The 16,940-nt window shown below is 57.6% G+C and carries 9 protein-coding genes and 1 pseudogene; 8 read left to right on the top strand and 2 right to left on the bottom strand.

The genetic code is table 11. The features are described 5' to 3' along the window. Positions 1-2: 2 nt before the first annotated feature. The 3 genes from glgC to glgP are packed head-to-tail and all read left to right on the top strand — an operon-like array spanning position 3 to position 5,197. Entirely contained in the window at positions 3-1,298 is a 1,296-nt protein-coding gene (gene glgC / locus ENTMO_RS0122350) for a glucose-1-phosphate adenylyltransferase (RefSeq protein ID WP_010436450.1), read from the top strand. Beyond that, positions 1,298-2,731 carry a glycogen synthase GlgA gene (gene glgA / locus ENTMO_RS0122345; RefSeq protein WP_010436448.1) on the top strand — a complete coding sequence of 478 codons (1,434 nt, stop codon included), beginning with the start codon at positions 1,298-1,300 and terminating at the stop codon, positions 2,729-2,731. Before glgC ends, glgA begins: the two co-directional genes overlap by 1 nt. Before the next feature lie 18 nt (positions 2,732-2,749). Beyond that, complete coding sequence (gene glgP / locus ENTMO_RS0122340; protein ID WP_010436446.1) at positions 2,750-5,197, top strand: glycogen phosphorylase; 2,448 nt, start codon at positions 2,750-2,752, stop codon at positions 5,195-5,197. An 85-nt stretch (positions 5,198-5,282) separates the two neighbouring features. Here the strand turns inward: glgP and glpD are convergent, their stop codons facing one another. After that, positions 5,283-6,794: a glycerol-3-phosphate dehydrogenase gene (glpD, locus tag ENTMO_RS0122335; protein WP_010436444.1), complete on the bottom strand. Its 1,512-nt coding sequence runs from the start codon at positions 6,792-6,794 to the stop codon at positions 5,283-5,285. A gap of 284 nt (positions 6,795-7,078) precedes the next feature. On the opposite strand from glpD, the pseudogene glpE reads away from it, so the two are divergent. From glpE to ENTMO_RS0122320, 3 genes and pseudogenes are all read left to right on the top strand, one after another. Next, positions 7,079-7,413, top strand: a pseudogene (glpE, locus tag ENTMO_RS24460) (thiosulfate sulfurtransferase GlpE). A gap of 47 nt (positions 7,414-7,460) precedes the next feature. Beyond that, positions 7,461-8,291: a rhomboid family intramembrane serine protease GlpG gene (gene glpG / locus ENTMO_RS0122325; RefSeq protein WP_010436442.1), complete on the top strand. Its 831-nt coding sequence runs from the start codon at positions 7,461-7,463 to the stop codon at positions 8,289-8,291. 16 nt (positions 8,292-8,307) lie between these two features. Then, positions 8,308-9,066, top strand: a complete 759-nt coding sequence (locus tag ENTMO_RS0122320) for a DeoR/GlpR family transcriptional regulator (protein WP_008503060.1) — start codon at positions 8,308-8,310, stop codon at positions 9,064-9,066. A 62-nt stretch (positions 9,067-9,128) separates the two neighbouring features. Here the strand turns inward: ENTMO_RS0122320 and malT are convergent, their stop codons facing one another. Beyond that, on the bottom strand, positions 9,129-11,834 hold the full coding sequence (gene malT, locus ENTMO_RS0122315) for an HTH-type transcriptional regulator MalT (RefSeq protein WP_010436439.1): 2,706 nt from the start codon (positions 11,832-11,834) through the stop codon (positions 9,129-9,131). Positions 11,835-12,408: 574 nt separating this feature from the next. Here malT and malP point away from each other — a divergent pair. Together malP and malQ are read left to right on the top strand one after the other, a co-directional pair. Then, the gene (malP, locus tag ENTMO_RS0122310; protein ID WP_010436436.1) at positions 12,409-14,802 is read left to right on the top strand and encodes a maltodextrin phosphorylase; all 2,394 of its coding nucleotides are present in this window, start codon (positions 12,409-12,411) and stop codon (positions 14,800-14,802) included. 9 nt (positions 14,803-14,811) lie between these two features. After that, entirely contained in the window at positions 14,812-16,893 is a 2,082-nt protein-coding gene (malQ, locus tag ENTMO_RS0122305) for a 4-alpha-glucanotransferase (protein ID WP_010436431.1), read from the top strand. Positions 16,894-16,940 lie beyond the last annotated feature (47 nt).

Here is a 16,940-nt window from a genome sequence, read left to right as displayed (position 1 = left end):
TCATGGTTAGATTAGAGAAGAACGATCCGTTAATGTTGGCGCGCCAGCTACCATTAAAAACTGTTGCCCTGATACTCGCGGGCGGGCGTGGAACCCGTCTGAAAGATTTGACCATCAAGGGCGCCAAACCGGCCGTTCACTTTGGTGGTAAGTTCCGTATTATCGACTTTGCGCTCTCCAACTGCCTCAACTCTGGCATTCGCCGCATTGGCGTCATTACTCAGTATCAGTCGCACACGCTGGTGCAGCATATCCAGCGCGGCTGGTCGTTCTTTAGCGAAGAGATGAACGAGTTTGTCGATCTGCTCCCGGCGCAGCAGCGCGTTCACGGGGAAAACTGGTATCGCGGCACGGCGGATGCGGTGACCCAGAACCTCGACATTATTCGCCGCTACAGCGCGGAATATATCGTCATCCTCGCGGGTGACCACATCTACAAGCAAGACTACTCGCACATGCTCATCGACCACGTCGAAAAAGGGGCGCGCTGCACCGTGGCGTGTCTGCCGGTGCCCGTTGCTGAGGCGACGGCGTTTGGTGTGATGCACGTGGATGCCGACGACAAGATTATCGACTTTGTTGAAAAACCGGCGAACCCGCCGACCATGCCGGGAGATGACACCAAATCGCTCGCCAGCATGGGGATCTATATCTTTGATGCAGAATACCTTTATGAGCTGCTGGAAGAAGACGACAAAGACGAAAACTCCAGCCACGACTTCGGTAAAGACATCATCCCGAAAATCACCAAAGCTGGCATGGCGTATGCACATCCTTTCCCGCTGTCCTGCGTGCAGTCAGACCCGAATGCGGAACCTTACTGGCGCGACGTCGGTACGCTGGAAGCCTACTGGAAAGCGAACCTCGACCTGGCGTCCGTTACGCCTGAACTGGATATGTACGACCAGAACTGGCCGATTCGCACCCACATGGAATCGCTGCCGCCCGCGAAGTTCGTGCAGGACCGCTCCGGCAGCCACGGCATGACGCTGAACTCGCTGGTTTCCGGCGGGTGCATTATCTCCGGCTCCGTGGTGGTGCAGTCCGTGCTGTTCCCCCGCGTGCGTGTGAATTCATTCTGTAATATCGACTCGGCAGTCCTGCTGCCGGATGTCTGGGTAGGGCGCTCGTGTCGTCTTCGCCGTTGCGTGATCGACCGTGCCTGCGTCATCCCTGAAGGGATGGTGATTGGTGAAAACGCGGAAGAAGATGCGCGTCGCTTCTACCGTTCTGAAGAGGGGATCGTGTTAGTCACACGGGAAATGTTGCGGAAGCTGCAAATCAAACAGGAGCGATGATGCAGGTTTTACACGTATGTTCTGAGATGTTCCCGTTGCTGAAGACGGGCGGGCTGGCGGACGTTCTTGGCGCATTACCGGCGGCGCAAATCGCCGGTGGGGTGGATACCCGAGTCCTGTTGCCCGCTTTCCCGGATATCCGGCGTGGTATTCCTGATGCAAAGGTCGTTACCCGCCGTGAAACCTTCGCCGGACGCATCACCCTGCTATTTGGACATTACAATGGCGTAGGGATTTACCTGATCGACGCGCCTCACCTGTACGACCGACCAGGCAGTCCGTATCACGATACGAACCTGTTCGCCTATACCGACAACGTGCTGCGCTTTGCGCTGCTCGGCTGGGTGGGGGCGGAGATGGCCGTCGGGCTGGATCCGTTCTGGCGACCGGATGTTGTACACGCGCATGACTGGCATGCTGGCCTGGCGCCTGCGTATCTGGCGGCGAAAGGTCATCCGGCCAAATCGGTCTTTACGGTGCACAACCTGGCGTATCAGGGCATGTACTATGCCCATCATATGAATGACATCGATCTGCCATGGTCGTTCTATAACATGCACGGTCTGGAGTTTAACGGGCAGATCTCGTTCCTGAAGGCGGGGCTGTACTACGCCGATCACATCACGGCGGTGAGTCCAACCTACGCGCGTGAAATCACCCAGCCCGAGTTTGGCTACGGTCTGGAAGGGCTGTTACAACAGCGCCACCGTGAAGGCCGTCTGTCGGGCATTCTGAACGGCGTGGATGAAAAGATCTGGAGTCCGGATACCGATCTCCTTTTGGCTGCGCGCTATGGCCGCGATTCGGTGGAAGACAAAGCCGAAAACAAACGCCAGCTGCAAATTGCGATGGGGCTGAAGGTGAACGACAAAGTGCCGCTGTTCGCCGTGGTCAGCCGCCTGACCAACCAGAAAGGGCTGGATTTGGTGCTCGAAGCGCTGCCGGGACTACTGGAACAGGGCGGCCAGCTGGCGCTGCTCGGCGCGGGCGATCCGGTGCTACAGGAAGGTTTTCTTGCCGCCGCCGCAGAACATCCGGGGCAGGTGGGCGTGCAGATTGGTTATCACGAAGCATTTTCGCACCGCATTATGGGTGGGGCAGACGTCATTCTGGTGCCGAGCCGCTTTGAACCCTGCGGCCTGACGCAGCTCTACGGCCTGAAATACGGCACGCTGCCGCTGGTACGCCGCACGGGCGGGCTGGCGGATACGGTGTCCGACAGCTCTCTGGAAAACCTGGCGGACGGTATCGCCAGCGGCTTTGTTTTTGAGGACAGTAATGCCTGGTCGCTGCTTCGCGCGATCCGGCGTGCGTTCGTCTTGTGGTCCCGTCCATCGCTGTGGCGTTACGTACAACGTCAGGCGATGTCCATGGACTTTAGCTGGCACGTTGCGGCGCAGTCCTACCGCGACCTTTATCAACGCTTGATGTAACGAGGCGAAGTTACTGATATGAACGCTCCATTTAGCTACTCTTCACCCACGCTCAGCGTTGAGGCGTTAAAGCACTCCATCGCCTACAAGCTGATGTTCACCATCGGGAAAGATCCGGTTATCGCCAACAAACACGAGTGGCTGAACGCCACCCTGTTTGCGGTGCGTGACCGTTTAGTCGAACGCTGGCTGCGCTCCAATCGCGCCCAGCTCTCGCAGGAAACGCGTCAGGTTTATTATCTGTCGATGGAATTTTTGATTGGCCGCACCCTCGCCAACGCGCTGCTGTCGCTCGGGATTTATGACGACGTCAAAACCGCGCTGGAAGAGATGGGGCTGGATTTAGAAGAGCTGATCGACGAAGAGAACGACCCCGGCCTCGGAAACGGTGGTCTGGGACGTCTTGCCGCCTGCTTCCTTGACTCGCTGGCGACGCTGGCGCTGCCGGGCCGCGGATACGGCATCCGCTACGACTACGGTATGTTCAAGCAGAACATCGTTGATGGCCGCCAGAAAGAGTCCCCGGATTACTGGCTGGAATACGGCAACCCGGGGGAGTTCAAGCGTCACAACACGCGCTATAAAGTGCGCTTTGGCGGGCGTATTCAGCAGGAAGGCAAAAAATCCCGCTGGGTCGAAACCGAAGAGATCCTCGCCGTAGCCTATGACCAGATCATCCCCGGCTACGACACCGACGCCACCAACACGCTGCGCCTGTGGAATGCCCAGGCCAGTAGCGAGATCAACCTCGGTAAATTTAACCAGGGCGACTACTTTGCGGCAGTGGAAGATAAAAACCACTCCGAGAACGTGTCCCGCGTACTGTATCCGGACGATTCGACCTACTCGGGCCGCGAGCTGCGCCTGCGTCAGGAGTATTTCCTCGTCTCCTCAACGATTCAGGACATCCTCAGCCGCCATCATCAGCTGCACAAAACCTACGCCAATCTGGCGGAGAAAACGGCGATTCACCTCAACGACACACATCCGGTGCTCTCCATTCCGGAACTGATGCGCCTGCTGATCGACGAACATAAGTTCAGCTGGGATGACGCCTTTGAAGTGACCTGTCAGGTGTTCTCGTACACCAACCACACGCTGATGAGCGAAGCGCTGGAAACCTGGCCGGTGGATATGCTCGGCAAAATTCTGCCGCGCCACCTGCAGATTATCTTTGAAATTAACGACTACTTCCTCAAGACCCTGCAGGAGCAGTACCCGAACGATACCGGCCTGCTGAGCCGTGCGTCGATCATCGATGAATCCAATGGTCGCCGCGTGCGCATGGCCTGGCTGGCGGTGGTGATCAGCCACAAGGTCAACGGGGTATCCGAGCTGCACTCGAACCTGATGGTGCAGTCGCTGTTTGCGGATTTTGCGAAGATCTTCCCGACGCGTTTCTGCAACGTGACCAATGGCGTCACGCCGCGCCGCTGGCTGGCGCTGGCGAACCCGCCGCTGTCTGACGTGCTGGACGAGAATATCGGCCGCACCTGGCGCACCGATTTGAGCCAGCTGAGCGAACTGGAACAGCACATTGATTTCCCGACGGTGAATAAAGCCGTGCGTGAAGCCAAGCTCCTCAACAAAAAGCGTCTGGCGGTCTGGCTGGCGATGCATCTGAACGTGGTGGCGAACCCGAAAGCGCTGTTTGACGTGCAGATCAAACGTATTCACGAGTACAAACGCCAGCTGATGAACGTGCTGCATGTGATCACGCACTACAACCGTATCAAGGCCGACCCTACGGCTGACTGGGTGCCGCGCGTGAAGATCTTTGCCGGTAAGGCGGCTTCCGCTTATTACATGGCGAAGCACATTATTCACCTGATTAACGACGTGGCGAAGGTGGTGAATACCGATCCGGACATCGGCGACAAGCTGAAGGTAGTTTTCATCCCTAACTACAGCGTGAGCCTGGCGCAGCTGATCATCCCGGCGGCGGATCTCTCAGAGCAGATTTCCACTGCGGGGACGGAAGCGTCCGGGACCAGTAACATGAAGTTTGCTCTGAACGGCGCACTGACCATCGGCACGCTGGACGGCGCGAACGTCGAGATGCTGGAGCATGTGGGGGAAGAGAATATCTTTATTTTCGGCAATACCACGGAGGAGGTGGAGGAACTGCGCAGGCAGGGCTACAAACCGCGTGAGTATTATGAAGAGGATGAAGAGCTACGTCAGGTGCTGACCCAAATCGCGACCGGGTTGTTTAATCCTGAAGAGCCCGGACGCTACCGGGACCTGGTGGATTCGCTGATTAACTTTGGCGATCACTATCAGGTGCTGGCGGATTATCGCAGCTACGTGGATTGTCAGGACCGGGTGGACGAGCTGTATCGTCAGCAGGAGAAGTGGACCATCACTGCGATGCATAACATCGCCAATATGGGGTATTTCTCGTCTGACAGGACCATCAAGGAGTATGCCGAGACGATCTGGCATATTGATCCTGTGCGGTTGTAAAAACATTGCCCGGTGGCGCTGCGCTTACCGGGCCTACGGGATAGAGTAGGCCGGGTAAGGCGGAGCCGCCACCCGGCTTTTTACATCAGGACGCGAGTGACAATTCACGCTTTCCCGCATGCTGCTGCTGCAGCCACTGCGCCACGCGAGACTGCTGCTCGGCGTTGAGCCACATCCCCTCTTTGGTACGACGCCAGATGGCATCATCCAGGCGGCGAACCCACTCGTGCTCCACCAGGTAACGCAGCTCGGCTTCATACAGCTCATGACCGAAATGCTCGCCCAGATCGGCTAGCGCTTTCGCGTCACCCAGGAATAGCTCGGTGTTGCTGCCGTAGGTGCGGGCATAGTGGCGCGCCATGCCTTCGGTGATGAACGGGAAACGACGGCGCAGCTTCGCGGCGTAATCATCGCGGTTATCGCCGATATCACCGCCAGGCAGAACCGCGCCTTTGGTCCATGCCGGGCCAATGCCTTTATAGTACGGTGCCAGTTTTTCCAGCGCGTGCTCGGCCAGCTTGCGATAGGTGGTCAACTTGCCGCCAAACACCGACAGCAGCGGCGCCTGGCCGTCTACGTCGTGAATATCGAGCGTATAGTCGCGGGTGATGGCCTGCGGTGAGTCAGACTCGTCATCGCACAGCGGACGCACGCCGGAGTAGGTCCAGACCACGTCATCGCGCGCCAGCTGCTTCTTAAAGTGCGCGTTATACACTTTCAGCAGGTAGTTCACTTCGCTCTCGTCGATCTCGACGTTTTTCGGATCGCCTTTGTACTCCACGTCGGTGGTGCCGATGATCGAGAACTCGTCCATCCACGGGATGACAAACACGATGCGTTTATCTTCGTTCTGCAGAATGTAGGCCTGCTTCTGGGTATGCACGCGCGGCACCACAATGTGGCTGCCTTTGATCAGGCGGATGCCGTACGGAGAAGGCAGGTGCATGCCGTCATCGAAGAACTGCTTCACCCACGGGCCGGTGGCGTTCACCAGACCGCGCGCTTTCCAGCTGAACTTCTCGCCGGTATCCACGTCTTCCGCTTCCACAATCCACAGACCGTTTTCACGACGCGCGGCGGTGGCGCGGGTACGGGTTTTCACCTCGCCGCCTTTTTTCTCTACCATCTGCGCATTCGCCAGCACCAGACGCGCATCGTCCACCCAGCAGTCGGAATATTCGAAACCGCGCACGATTTCAGGCTTAAGGACCGATTCTGAGCCAAAACGCAAACCGTTCGAACCCGGCAGGCTGGTGCGCTTACCCAGATGATCGTACATAAACAGACCAATTCGGATCATCCACGCCGGACGCAGATGCGGGCGATGGGGCAGGCGGAAGCGCATCGGAATAGCCAGATGCGGGGCCATTTTCAGCAGCACTTCGCGTTCGGCCAGTGCTTCACTGACCAGGCGGAATTCGTAGTGTTCCAGGTAGCGCAGGCCACCGTGGATCAGTTTGGAGCTGGCGGACGAGGTCGCGCATGCGAGATCGTTAGCTTCCAGCATCAGCACGGATAAACCGCGTCCTGCGGCATCGACCGCAATACCGGCACCGTTGATGCCACCGCCTATCACAATCAGATCTTTGGTTTCCATAACACCCTCACGCACTTTCGTTAAAGCTCAGAAATGTTCGATATCGCTCATAATAGCAAAGGAACGCGCTTTTGGTAACATCAAAAAAACAATTTAGAGTGATATGGATAACATAATGGCGTTTACCCGCCGCCAGGACGTACACTACGGGGTAAAATAGTGCGGTCTGATGCCCTCACCCCAGCCCTCTCCCACGGGGAGAGGGGGATCCGTTTCCCTCTCCCTCAGGGAGAGGGTAGGGTGAGGGGAAAACGCACCACCCCCGAATATAAGATGAGAACACCATGGATCAGTTTGAATGTATTAACGTAGAAGAAGCCCACCAGAAGATGCACCAGGGAAAAGCGGTGCTGGTGGACATCCGCGATCCGCAAAGCTTTGCGATGGGCCACACGCCGGGCGCGTTCCATCTCACCAACGACACGCTGGGCGCGTTTATGCGCGATAACGACTTCGCGAGACGCCGGTAATGGTCATGTGCTACCACGGCAACAGCAGCAAAGGCGCGGCGCAGTATCTGCTTCAGCAGGGTTACGACGCGGTGTACAGTGTCGACGGCGGCTTCGATGCATGGCATCGTCATTTCCCGGCAGAAGTGGAATACGCTTTTGAGCGCTGATCCCGCTATACTGTCCCCTTTTGTGTGGAAATAAGCGACCGTCGCCGATGTTGATGATTACCTCCTTTACCAACCCGCGCGTCGCCCAGGCGTTTGTCGACTATATGGCGACGCAGGGCGTTATCCTGACCATTCAGCAACATAACCAGACCGACGTTTGGCTGGCCGACGAGAGCCAGGCCGCGCGCGTAAATGAAGAACTGGCGCGTTTCCTTGAGAACCCTGGCGATCCGCGCTATCTGGCGGCAAGCTGGCAATCCGGCCACACCGGCAGCGGGTTGCACTACAGTCGTTTTCCCTTCCTTGCCACCATCCGCGAACGCGCAGGGCCGTTTACGCTGCTGCTGATGGCGGCCTGCATTATCGTCTTCATTATCATGAACGTGGTGGGCGACCAGAGCGTAATGATTGCCCTGGCGTGGCCGTACGATCCGTCGCTGCAGTTTGACGTCTGGCGCTACTTTACCCACGCGCTGATGCACTTCTCGGTGATGCACATCCTCTTTAACCTGCTGTGGTGGTGGTATCTCGGCGGTATCGTGGAGAAGCGGCTCGGCAGCGGCAAGCTGATCGTTATCACCATTATTAGCGCCCTGCTGAGCGGCTATGTGCAGCATAAATTCAGCGGCCCGTGGTTTGGCGGATTGTCAGGCGTGGTGTACGCCCTGATGGGCTATGTCTGGCTCAGAGGCGAACGCGACCCTGAAAGCGGCATCTATCTGCAACGCGGTTTGATAACCTTTGCGTTAATATGGCTAATTGCCGGATGGTTTGATCTGTTTGGTATGTCTATCGCCAACGGTGCGCACGTCACCGGGCTGGCCGTGGGGCTGGCGATGGCCTTCGCCGACACGCTCCGTGCGCGAAAACGAACATAATTCTCAGGGATAATTGATGAAACAAACACAACGTCATGACGCCATTATCGAACTGGTTAAAAAACAGGGATACGTCAGCACCGAAGAGCTGGTGGAGCAGTTTGCCGTCAGTCCACAAACCATCCGTCGTGACCTGAACGACCTGGCCGATCAGAACCGCATTCTGCGCCACCACGGCGGGGCGGCGCTGCCGTCCAGCTCGGTCAATACCTCCTGGCATGACCGTAAAGCCACGCAGACGGCAGAGAAAGAGCGGATTGCCCGCAAGGTCGCCAGCCAGATCCCAAACGGGGCGACGCTGTTTATTGATATCGGCACCACGCCGGAAGCGGTGGCCCATGCGCTGCTGGATCACGAGAACCTGCGCGTGGTGACGAACAACCTGAACGTGGCCAATACCCTGATGCAGAAAGACGATTTCCGCATCATCCTCGCGGGCGGCGAACTGCGCAGCCGCGACGGCGGGATTATTGGCGAAGCGACGCTCGATTTTATCTCCCAGTTCCGCCTCGACTTCGGCATTCTGGGGATCAGCGGCATCGACAGCGACGGCTCGCTGCTGGAGTTTGATTATCACGAGGTGCGCACCAAACGCGCGATTATTGAAAACTCACGCCACGTGATGCTGGTGGTAGACCATTCCAAGTTTGGCCGTAACGCGATGGTGAACATGGGCAGCATCAGCATGGTGGATGCGGTTTATACCGACGTGATGCCGCCAGCGGGCGTGATGCAGGTGATTAAAGATAATAATTTGCAGTTAGAGTTGTGTTGAAAAGCCTTTCTCCCTCTCCCTGTGGGAGAGGGGCGGGGTGAGGGCATCAGGCCGCACAAAACCTACACGCCGTACCCCATCATCTTCAACAATTGCTGCGCATGCTGCACCGCATCCTGTCGATGCGCCACACCCAGCTTCTGATACAAATTGCGGATATGCGTTTTGATGGTGGTCGCCGCCACCGCCAGCTCGCCGGCAATCTGCTCGTTGCTGTAGCCGGAATAAATCAGCCCGAGAACCTGCCATTCACGCTGAGTGAGCGGGCTGGTGCGGATAAGTTCCGGGACTTCCGGGTGGTTAAGCAGACGTTCTACAAAGTTCTCATCGAAATGCGCGAACTTATGGCGATGGTGCTGGTTAATCTCGCGCAGAATACGCTGAGCGCGATGCTGATCCAGTTCCGGCAGCGTATTGAGCTGAATAAGCTGGCGCAGCTGCTGCGCCATGACTTCGCCTTCAATGACAAAGTGGCTGACAAACCCGGTGCGGTTAGCCAGCTGTAGCGCTTCCAGCAGCACGCGCTGGGCGTCATTTTTACGCCCGGCCTGCCAGTAGAGCTGGTTCAGCAGCAGCAGGTTGCGGTTCAGGTCGCTCATCAGCCGCAGGCTGCGCGCGTTTTCGTTTAACTCCTCCAGCACGATCTCAGCCGGTTCAAACTCACCCAGCAGGATCTGCGCGCGGGCAATGTTCCGCCACTGGCTCTGCAGGAAGTGGTTGTTAGCAAATTCCGGTTTCGGTGTTTGACGCAGCCAGTTGGCGGCGGACTTTTTATCGCCGATCATCTGCCAGTAAATCACCCGAACCTTATCGGCGTTTGACACCCAGTCGCTGTGGTACTGACCGTTGCCGAGCAGGTTCTCCAGGCGGTTAAGGTGGTTGCGGGCATTATCCAGATCCCCACGCGCCAGCGAACACTGGACCAGCAGCGCCAGACACTGTAGCTGCTGCTGCGGCTGGAAGCTGGAGAGTACGTCTACACCCTGACGGGCGCAGCTTTCGGCCTCATCCAGACGTGACCATGCCCACAGCAGCTGAGCGCGAATACGCAACAGGAACTCATGCATCGGCAGCTGTTCCAGATGCTGTTCACGAATCAGCTGGAACGCTTTTTCCTGATTTTCCCAGGCGGCCTGCAGGAACCCCTGCGCAAATAAAATCTCGCTCTGTTGGATCAGGCTCCACAGCGCGTAGTGCCATACGTCGTGCCGACGTGCCATCTGCTCGGTTTGCTGCATCAGTGAAAGCGAACGGGTGAGGTCGCCTTTGCAGTGCAGCACTTCGCCGTGCACCGAGGTCGCAACGATGCGGCTGTAGAAGTTAGCCAGCGGCAGTTCATCCAGCGCGACCATTGCCAGCCGCTCAGCTTCGTCCGGGTCGCCGTCGTTAATGGCCACCTGAGCGCGCAGGGCGTTGAACTCGCCGTGCAGGGTGGCATCCATTTCGCTTTCCATCTCCTGCTCGGCACGCGCCAGCAGGGTGTTAACTTCGCTGTAGCGATGCTGGCTCTGCATCAGCCAGGCCTGAAGCAGCACCAGACGCGGGTTCTCCAGCAGGCTTTCCCACGGCAGCGCTTTTAACGACTCTTCGAGCAGCGTCAGCTCGCTGTGGTTGAACAGGCCCCATGCATGGTTGAGGAGGATATCGCGCAGCATGCTGGCATCACCGGCGGCCAGCGCGTGGTGGATGGCCTCGCTCGGGAAGCCTTGTGCCATCCAGCTTTCTGCTGCGGCGCGGTGAATTTCCGGCAGTTCAACCGCCAGTTCCCACTGACAGCGCTGGCGCAGGAAGCTGCCAAACAGCGGGTGATAGCTAAACCACTCGCCGGGGTCGTCCATGCGCGTCAGAAACAGCCCCTGACGTTCAATCTCTTCAAGCTGTAGCTGGCCGTTCTCACAGCCGGTGACGCGCACGATCAGCGCATCGTTCATGGAACGCAGCAGGGAGCTCTTCAGCAAAAAATTACGGGTGGAGGGATCGACGCTGTCCAGCACCTCATCCACCAGATAATCAGAAAGGTGGCTGGCGTTGATGCCCGCCAGACGTCGCGCAGACTGATGCGCCGGACTGTTGTTTTGCCGGGCAGAGAGCGCGATCAGCTGCAGCGCCGTGGCCCAGCCCGCGACATCATCGCACAGGCGGCTGCTTTCGGCGGCCTCAATCGGTGAGGTCAGGCGGCAGTCAAAGAACTGTTTCGCTTCCTGGTGGGTGAAGGCCAGCTGCTGGCTGCCCACCTCAAGAAGCTGATCGCGCACGCGCAGGTTGGCAATACCCAACTGCGGCAGGTTACGCGACAAGACAACTAAGGTCAGGTTTTCCGGCTGATGGCGCAGGAAGAAGCGCATCGACTCGTGGATCACCGGGTTTGTGATCAGATGATAGTCATCAATCACCACATAAAGCGGGCGATGCCATTCGGCCAGTTCGATAAACAGCTGTGAGAAAAGGGAAGACAGGCTGGGGTACTGGCGCTTTTGCACCATCACCTCACTGGCGACGCAGTGCCCGTTGGTGGCCTGTTGAATGGCGGCAATCAAATAGCTGGCAAAACGCTCCTGCTGGTTATCGCCCTCATCAAGGGAGTACCAGCCGAGATCGCTCTTACCTGCGGCCCATTGCGAAATGAGCGTTGTTTTTCCATAACCTGCAGGACTCGTAACCAGCGCCAGTCGGAAATTATGCGCGCCGGAAAGTTTAGCCAGCAGACGCTCGCGGACCACTGTATGGTCAAGACGAACCGGGCGACTTAATTTAGACGGAATCAACATAGGTTTCACTTCACTGTGGGGAACGAGAGATTTTATTTTTTTTGCGCTTCGTAATTAATGGATATAAGGTCGGCCAATAAGTTAACTATTGCAAGTTATGTCTGGATTTGGTGGCTGTGAATTTGCACTCTGTCACAAAACATTCAGGCAGATGATGGAACTTTCTGGAAAGGTCTTTGATGCCCCGTCAATGCTGGCTTGTATGGTTGTGTTGCGGCTGCGCTGAAACTGGTTTCAGAAAGGGATAGTGACGTTAAATTTAATATACTGCTGGTAAAGTTAAGGGAAATTAATAATCGCCTTAGTTATTACCCGATTGCAGAAATATTATTGTACGTAAGTAATCATTTCCGCGTGGAATAATTTCTTGCGAAACTGCATTTCATTTTTTTGACACTCTTCCAGGATATCTTTTCTCCCGCCGTGCACACTTACAGAGTGGCCTCGATCACACTTTTATGCTCATCCCCGCTACTCCTCCCTGTCTAATCCCCCACAGGAGGAGGAAGAGGCGGAATGAGCCAGGCACACTAGCGCCAACATGTGTTTTCTTTCTACAGGATGCCAATTCCCTATGTCACAGCCTACCTTCAACAAAGCTCAATTCCAGGCTGCCCTGACGCGTCAGTGGCAGCGTTTTGGCCTTCGTGCTGCAAACGAGATGACGCCTCACCAGTGGTGGCAGGCGGTGAGCGGTGCGCTCGCAGAGCAACTGGATGCTCAACCGGTGGCGAAGCCTGTTAAAGGCCAGCGTCACGTGAACTATATCTCGATGGAATTCCTGATTGGCCGCCTGACCGGCAACAACCTGCTGAACCTCGGCTGGTATCAGGACGTCGGCGATGTACTGAAAGAACACGACATTAACCTGACCGACCTGCTGGAAGAAGAGACCGACCCGGCGCTGGGGAATGGTGGTCTGGGGCGCCTGGCAGCCTGCTTCCTTGACTCTATGGCAACCGTTGGTCAGTCCGCGATTGGCTATGGTCTGAACTATCAGTATGGCCTGTTCCGTCAGTCATTTGCCGACGGCCATCAGATGGAAGCGCCGGACGACTGGCATCGCAACACCTATCCGTGGTTCCGCCACAACGCGCAGCTCGATGTGCAGGTCAGCATTGGCGGGAAAGTCACTAAGCAGGGACTCTGGGAACCGGCGTTCACCCTTACCGGTGAAGCCTGGGATCTGCCGGTGCTCGGCTACCGTAACGGCGTGGCGCAGCCGCTGCGTCTGTGGCAGGCGAAGCATGCGCATCCGTTTAACCTGACCAAATTCAACGACGGCGATTTCCTGCGCGCCGAGCAGCAGGGTATCGACGCCGAGAAGCTGACGAAAGTGCTCTACCCGAACGACAACCACCTGGCGGGTAAAAAGCTGCGTCTGATGCAGCAGTACTTCCAGTGCGCCTGCTGCGTGGCGGACATTCTGCGTCGCCATCACCTGGCGGGCCGCAAGCTGGCGCAGCTGCCGGACTTCGAAGTGATTCAGCTCAACGACACGCACCCGACCATTGCCATCCCGGAACTGCTGCGCGTGCTGCTCGACGAACATCAGCTGAGCTGGGACGACGCCTGGGCCATCACCAGCCGTACCTTTGCCTACACCAACCACACCCTGATGCCGGAAGCGCTGGAGTGCTGGGATGAGAAGCTGGTGAAAACGCTGCTGCCGCGTCATATGCAGATCATCAACAAGATTAACGACCAGTTTAAAACGCTGGTGGATAAAACCTGGCCGGGCGACAAAGCGGTCTGGGCGAAGCTGGCGGTGGTGCACGATAAGCAGGTGCGCATGGCGAACATGTGCGTTGTCAGCGGCTTTGCCGTTAACGGCGTGGCCGCGTTGCACTCGGACCTGGTGGTGAAAGATCTGTTCCCGGAATACCACCAGCTGTGGCCGACCAAATTCCACAACGTGACCAACGGCATCACGCCGCGTCGCTGGATCAAGCAGTGCAACCCGCTGCTGGCTGGCCTGCTGGACAAGACCCTGAAGAAAGAGTGGGCCAACGATCTGGACCAGCTCATCAACCTGGAAAAACAGGCTGACGACGCGAAATTCCGCGAGCAGTACCGCGCGATCAAGCTGGAGAACAAGGTTCGCCTGGCGGAGTTTGTGAAAGTGCGTACCGGGATTGAGATCAACCCGAATGCCATTTTCGATATCCAGATCAAACGTCTGCACGAGTACAAACGCCAGCACCTGAACCTGTTGCACATTCTGGCGTTGTACAAAGAGATCCGCGAGAACCCGCAGGCCGACCGTGTGCCGCGCGTGTTCCTGTTCGGTGCGAAAGCGGCGCCGGGCTACTACCTGGCGAAAAACATTATCCTCGCCATCAACAAAGTGGCGGCGGCGATCAACAGCGATCCAAAAGTGGGCGACAAGCTGAAGGTGGTGTTCCTGCCGGATTACTGCGTCTCGGCGGCTGAAATGCTGATCCCGGCGGCGGATATCTCCGAGCAGATCTCTACCGCAGGGAAAGAAGCGTCCGGTACCGGCAACATGAAGCTGGCGCTGAACGGCGCGCTGACCGTCGGTACGCTCGACGGAGCAAACGTCGAAATCGCCGAGAAGGTCGGTGAAGAGAATATCTTCATCTTCGGCCATACCGTGGAAGAGGTGAAAGCCATCAAGGCCAAAGGCTACGACCCGGTGAAATGGCGTAAGAAAGACAAAGTGCTGGACGCGGTGCTGAAAGAGCTGGAAAGCGGCAAATACAGCGACGGCGACAAGCACGCGTTTGACCAGATGCTGCACAGCATGGACAAACACGGCGGTGACCCGTATCTGGTGATGGCGGACTTCACGGCCTACGTTGAAGCGCAAAAACAGGTCGACGTGCTGTATTGCGACCAGGAAGCGTGGACCCGCGCGTGCATCCTGAACACCGCCCGCTGCGGCATGTTCAGCTCTGACCGTTCAATCCGTGATTATCAGGCCCGTATCTGGCAGGCAAAACGCTAAGGAAGCGCGATGGAGAGTAAACGTCTGGACAGTGCCGCGCAGGCGGCGGGGATCAGCCTCAGTTACATTAATGCGCACGGCAAACCGCAGTCTATTGGCGCCGACACCAAAAGACGTTTGCTGGATGCCATGCACAAAGCCGACGCGAAAGCGTCGGTTGCACCGGTGCCGAACGTGAAGGTCTTCACTGCAGGCAAAAAGATGCCGCTGGCGGTGGAGGGACGCGGCGAGTTTAGCTGGCTGCTCACCACCGAAGAGGGACATCAGCACAAAGGCCACGCTACCGGTGGCAAAACGCTCAACCTTCCGGCGAAGCTGCCGGAGGGCTATCACACCTTAACGCTCACCCAGGATGACCTGCGTTTCCACTGCCGGGTGATCGTTGCACCAAAACGCTGCTACGAGCCGCAGGCGTTGCTCGAAGGTAAAAAGCTGTGGGGCGCCTGCGTGCAGCTCTACACCCTGCGTTCGGACAACAACTGGGGCATCGGTGATTTTGGCGACCTGAAAAAGATGCTGGTGGATGTGGGCGAGCGCGGCGGCGCGTTCATCGGCCTCAACCCGATCCATGCGCTTTATCCGGCGAACCCGGAAAGTGCCAGCCCGTACAGCCCGTCGTCCCGTCGCTGGCTGAACGTGATTTACATCGACGTTAACGCGTTAGATGACTTCAAAAACAGCAAAGAGGCGCAAGCGTGGTGGAACCTCAGTACCACGCAGCACGCGCTGAAGCAGGCGCGCGACGCCGACTGGGTGGACTACGCCACCGTCACCGCGTTGAAAATGGCGGCACTGCGTCTGGCATGGAAAGATTTTGCGAAGCGCGATGACGAGCAGATGACGGCCTTCCGTCAGTTTGTCACCCAGGAGGGCGAGAGCCTGTACTGGCAGGCGGCGTTTGATGCGCTGCACGCGTATCAGGTGAAAGAGGACGAAATGCGCTGGGGCTGGCCGGTCTGGCCGGAAGCGTATCAGACCGTCGACACGCCTGAAGTGAAAGCCTTCTGCAAAAAATACGCTGACGAGGTGGACTTCTACCTGTGGCTGCAGTGGCTGGCGTACAGCCAGTTTGCCGCCTGCTGGCAGGTGAGCCAGGGCTACAAGATGCCGATTGGCCTGTATCGTGACCTGGCCGTCGGCGTGGCGGAAGGCGGTGCGGAAACCTGGTGTGACCGCGAGCTTTACTGTCTGAAAGCCTCCGTCGGCGCGCCGCCGGATATCCTTGGCCCGCTCGGCCAGAACTGGGGCTTGCCGCCGATGGATCCGCACGTGATGGCGGCGCGCGCCTACGAGCCGTTTATCGACCTGCTGCGCGCGAACATGCAGAACTGCGGGGCGCTGCGTATCGACCACGTGATGTCCGTGCTGCGCCTGTGGTGGATCCCGTACGGTGAAACGGCCGATCACGGGGCGTACGTGCAGTACCCGGTTGACGATCTGCTGTCGATCCTGGCGCTGGAAAGTAAGCGTCACCAGTGCATGGTGATCGGTGAAGATCTCGGTACCGTGCCGGTGGAAATTGTCAGTAAGCTCCGCGACAGCGGCGTCTACTCCTACAAAGTGCTCTATTTTGAAAACGACCATGAGAAAACCTTCCGCGCGCCGAAAGCGTACCCTGAACAGTCAATGGCAGTCGCGACGACGCATGACCTTCCTACGCTTCGTGGCTATTGGGAAAGCGGCGACCTGACGCTCGGCAAAACGCTGGGACTCTATCCTGATGAAGAGGTTCTGCGCGGCCTGTATCAGGATCGCGAACTTTCCAAACAGGGGCTGCTGGATGCGCTGCACAAGCATGGCTGTCTGCCGAAACGCGCCGGGCATAAGGCGTCGTTGATGTCGATGACCTCCACGCTTAACCGTGGTTTGCAGCGCTATATTGCCGACAGTAACAGCGCTCTGCTGGGCCTGCAGCCGGAAGACTGGATTGATATGGCGGAGCCGGTGAACATCCCGGGCACCAGCTATCAGTACAAGAACTGGCGTCGCAAGCTGTCCACAACGCTTGAGAAGATGTTTGCCGATGACGGGGTGAATAGGCTGATTAAGGATTTGGACAAGCGCAGAAGAGCGGTGGGTAAGAAGCGGTAGTTTCACCCTCGCCCCTCACCCCAACCCCTCTCCCCAAAGGGGAGAGG

Origin of the sequence: Enterobacter mori LMG 25706 (assembly GCF_000211415.1) — a bacterium.
Taxonomy (GTDB): domain Bacteria; phylum Pseudomonadota; class Gammaproteobacteria; order Enterobacterales; family Enterobacteriaceae; genus Enterobacter; species Enterobacter mori.
This window is presented reverse-complemented; position numbering and strand designations above follow the sequence as displayed.

Bases quoted from the DNA above. Each gene is read 5' to 3' on its own strand.
- glgC (WP_010436450.1), top strand. From the start codon at position 3: ATGGTTAGATTAGAGAAGAACGATCCGTTAATGTTGGCGCGCCAGCTA.
- glgA (WP_010436448.1), top strand. From the start codon at position 1,298: ATGCAGGTTTTACACGTATGTTCTGAGATGTTCCCGTTGCTGAAGACG.
- glgP (WP_010436446.1), top strand. From the start codon at position 2,750: ATGAACGCTCCATTTAGCTACTCTTCACCCACGCTCAGCGTTGAGGCG.
- glpD (WP_010436444.1), bottom strand. From the start codon at position 6,794: ATGGAAACCAAAGATCTGATTGTGATAGGCGGTGGCATCAACGGTGCC.
- glpG (WP_010436442.1), top strand. From the start codon at position 7,461: ATGTTGATGATTACCTCCTTTACCAACCCGCGCGTCGCCCAGGCGTTT.
- ENTMO_RS0122320 (WP_008503060.1), top strand. From the start codon at position 8,308: ATGAAACAAACACAACGTCATGACGCCATTATCGAACTGGTTAAAAAA.
- malT (WP_010436439.1), bottom strand. From the start codon at position 11,834: ATGTTGATTCCGTCTAAATTAAGTCGCCCGGTTCGTCTTGACCATACA.
- malP (WP_010436436.1), top strand. From the start codon at position 12,409: ATGTCACAGCCTACCTTCAACAAAGCTCAATTCCAGGCTGCCCTGACG.
- malQ (WP_010436431.1), top strand. From the start codon at position 14,812: ATGGAGAGTAAACGTCTGGACAGTGCCGCGCAGGCGGCGGGGATCAGC.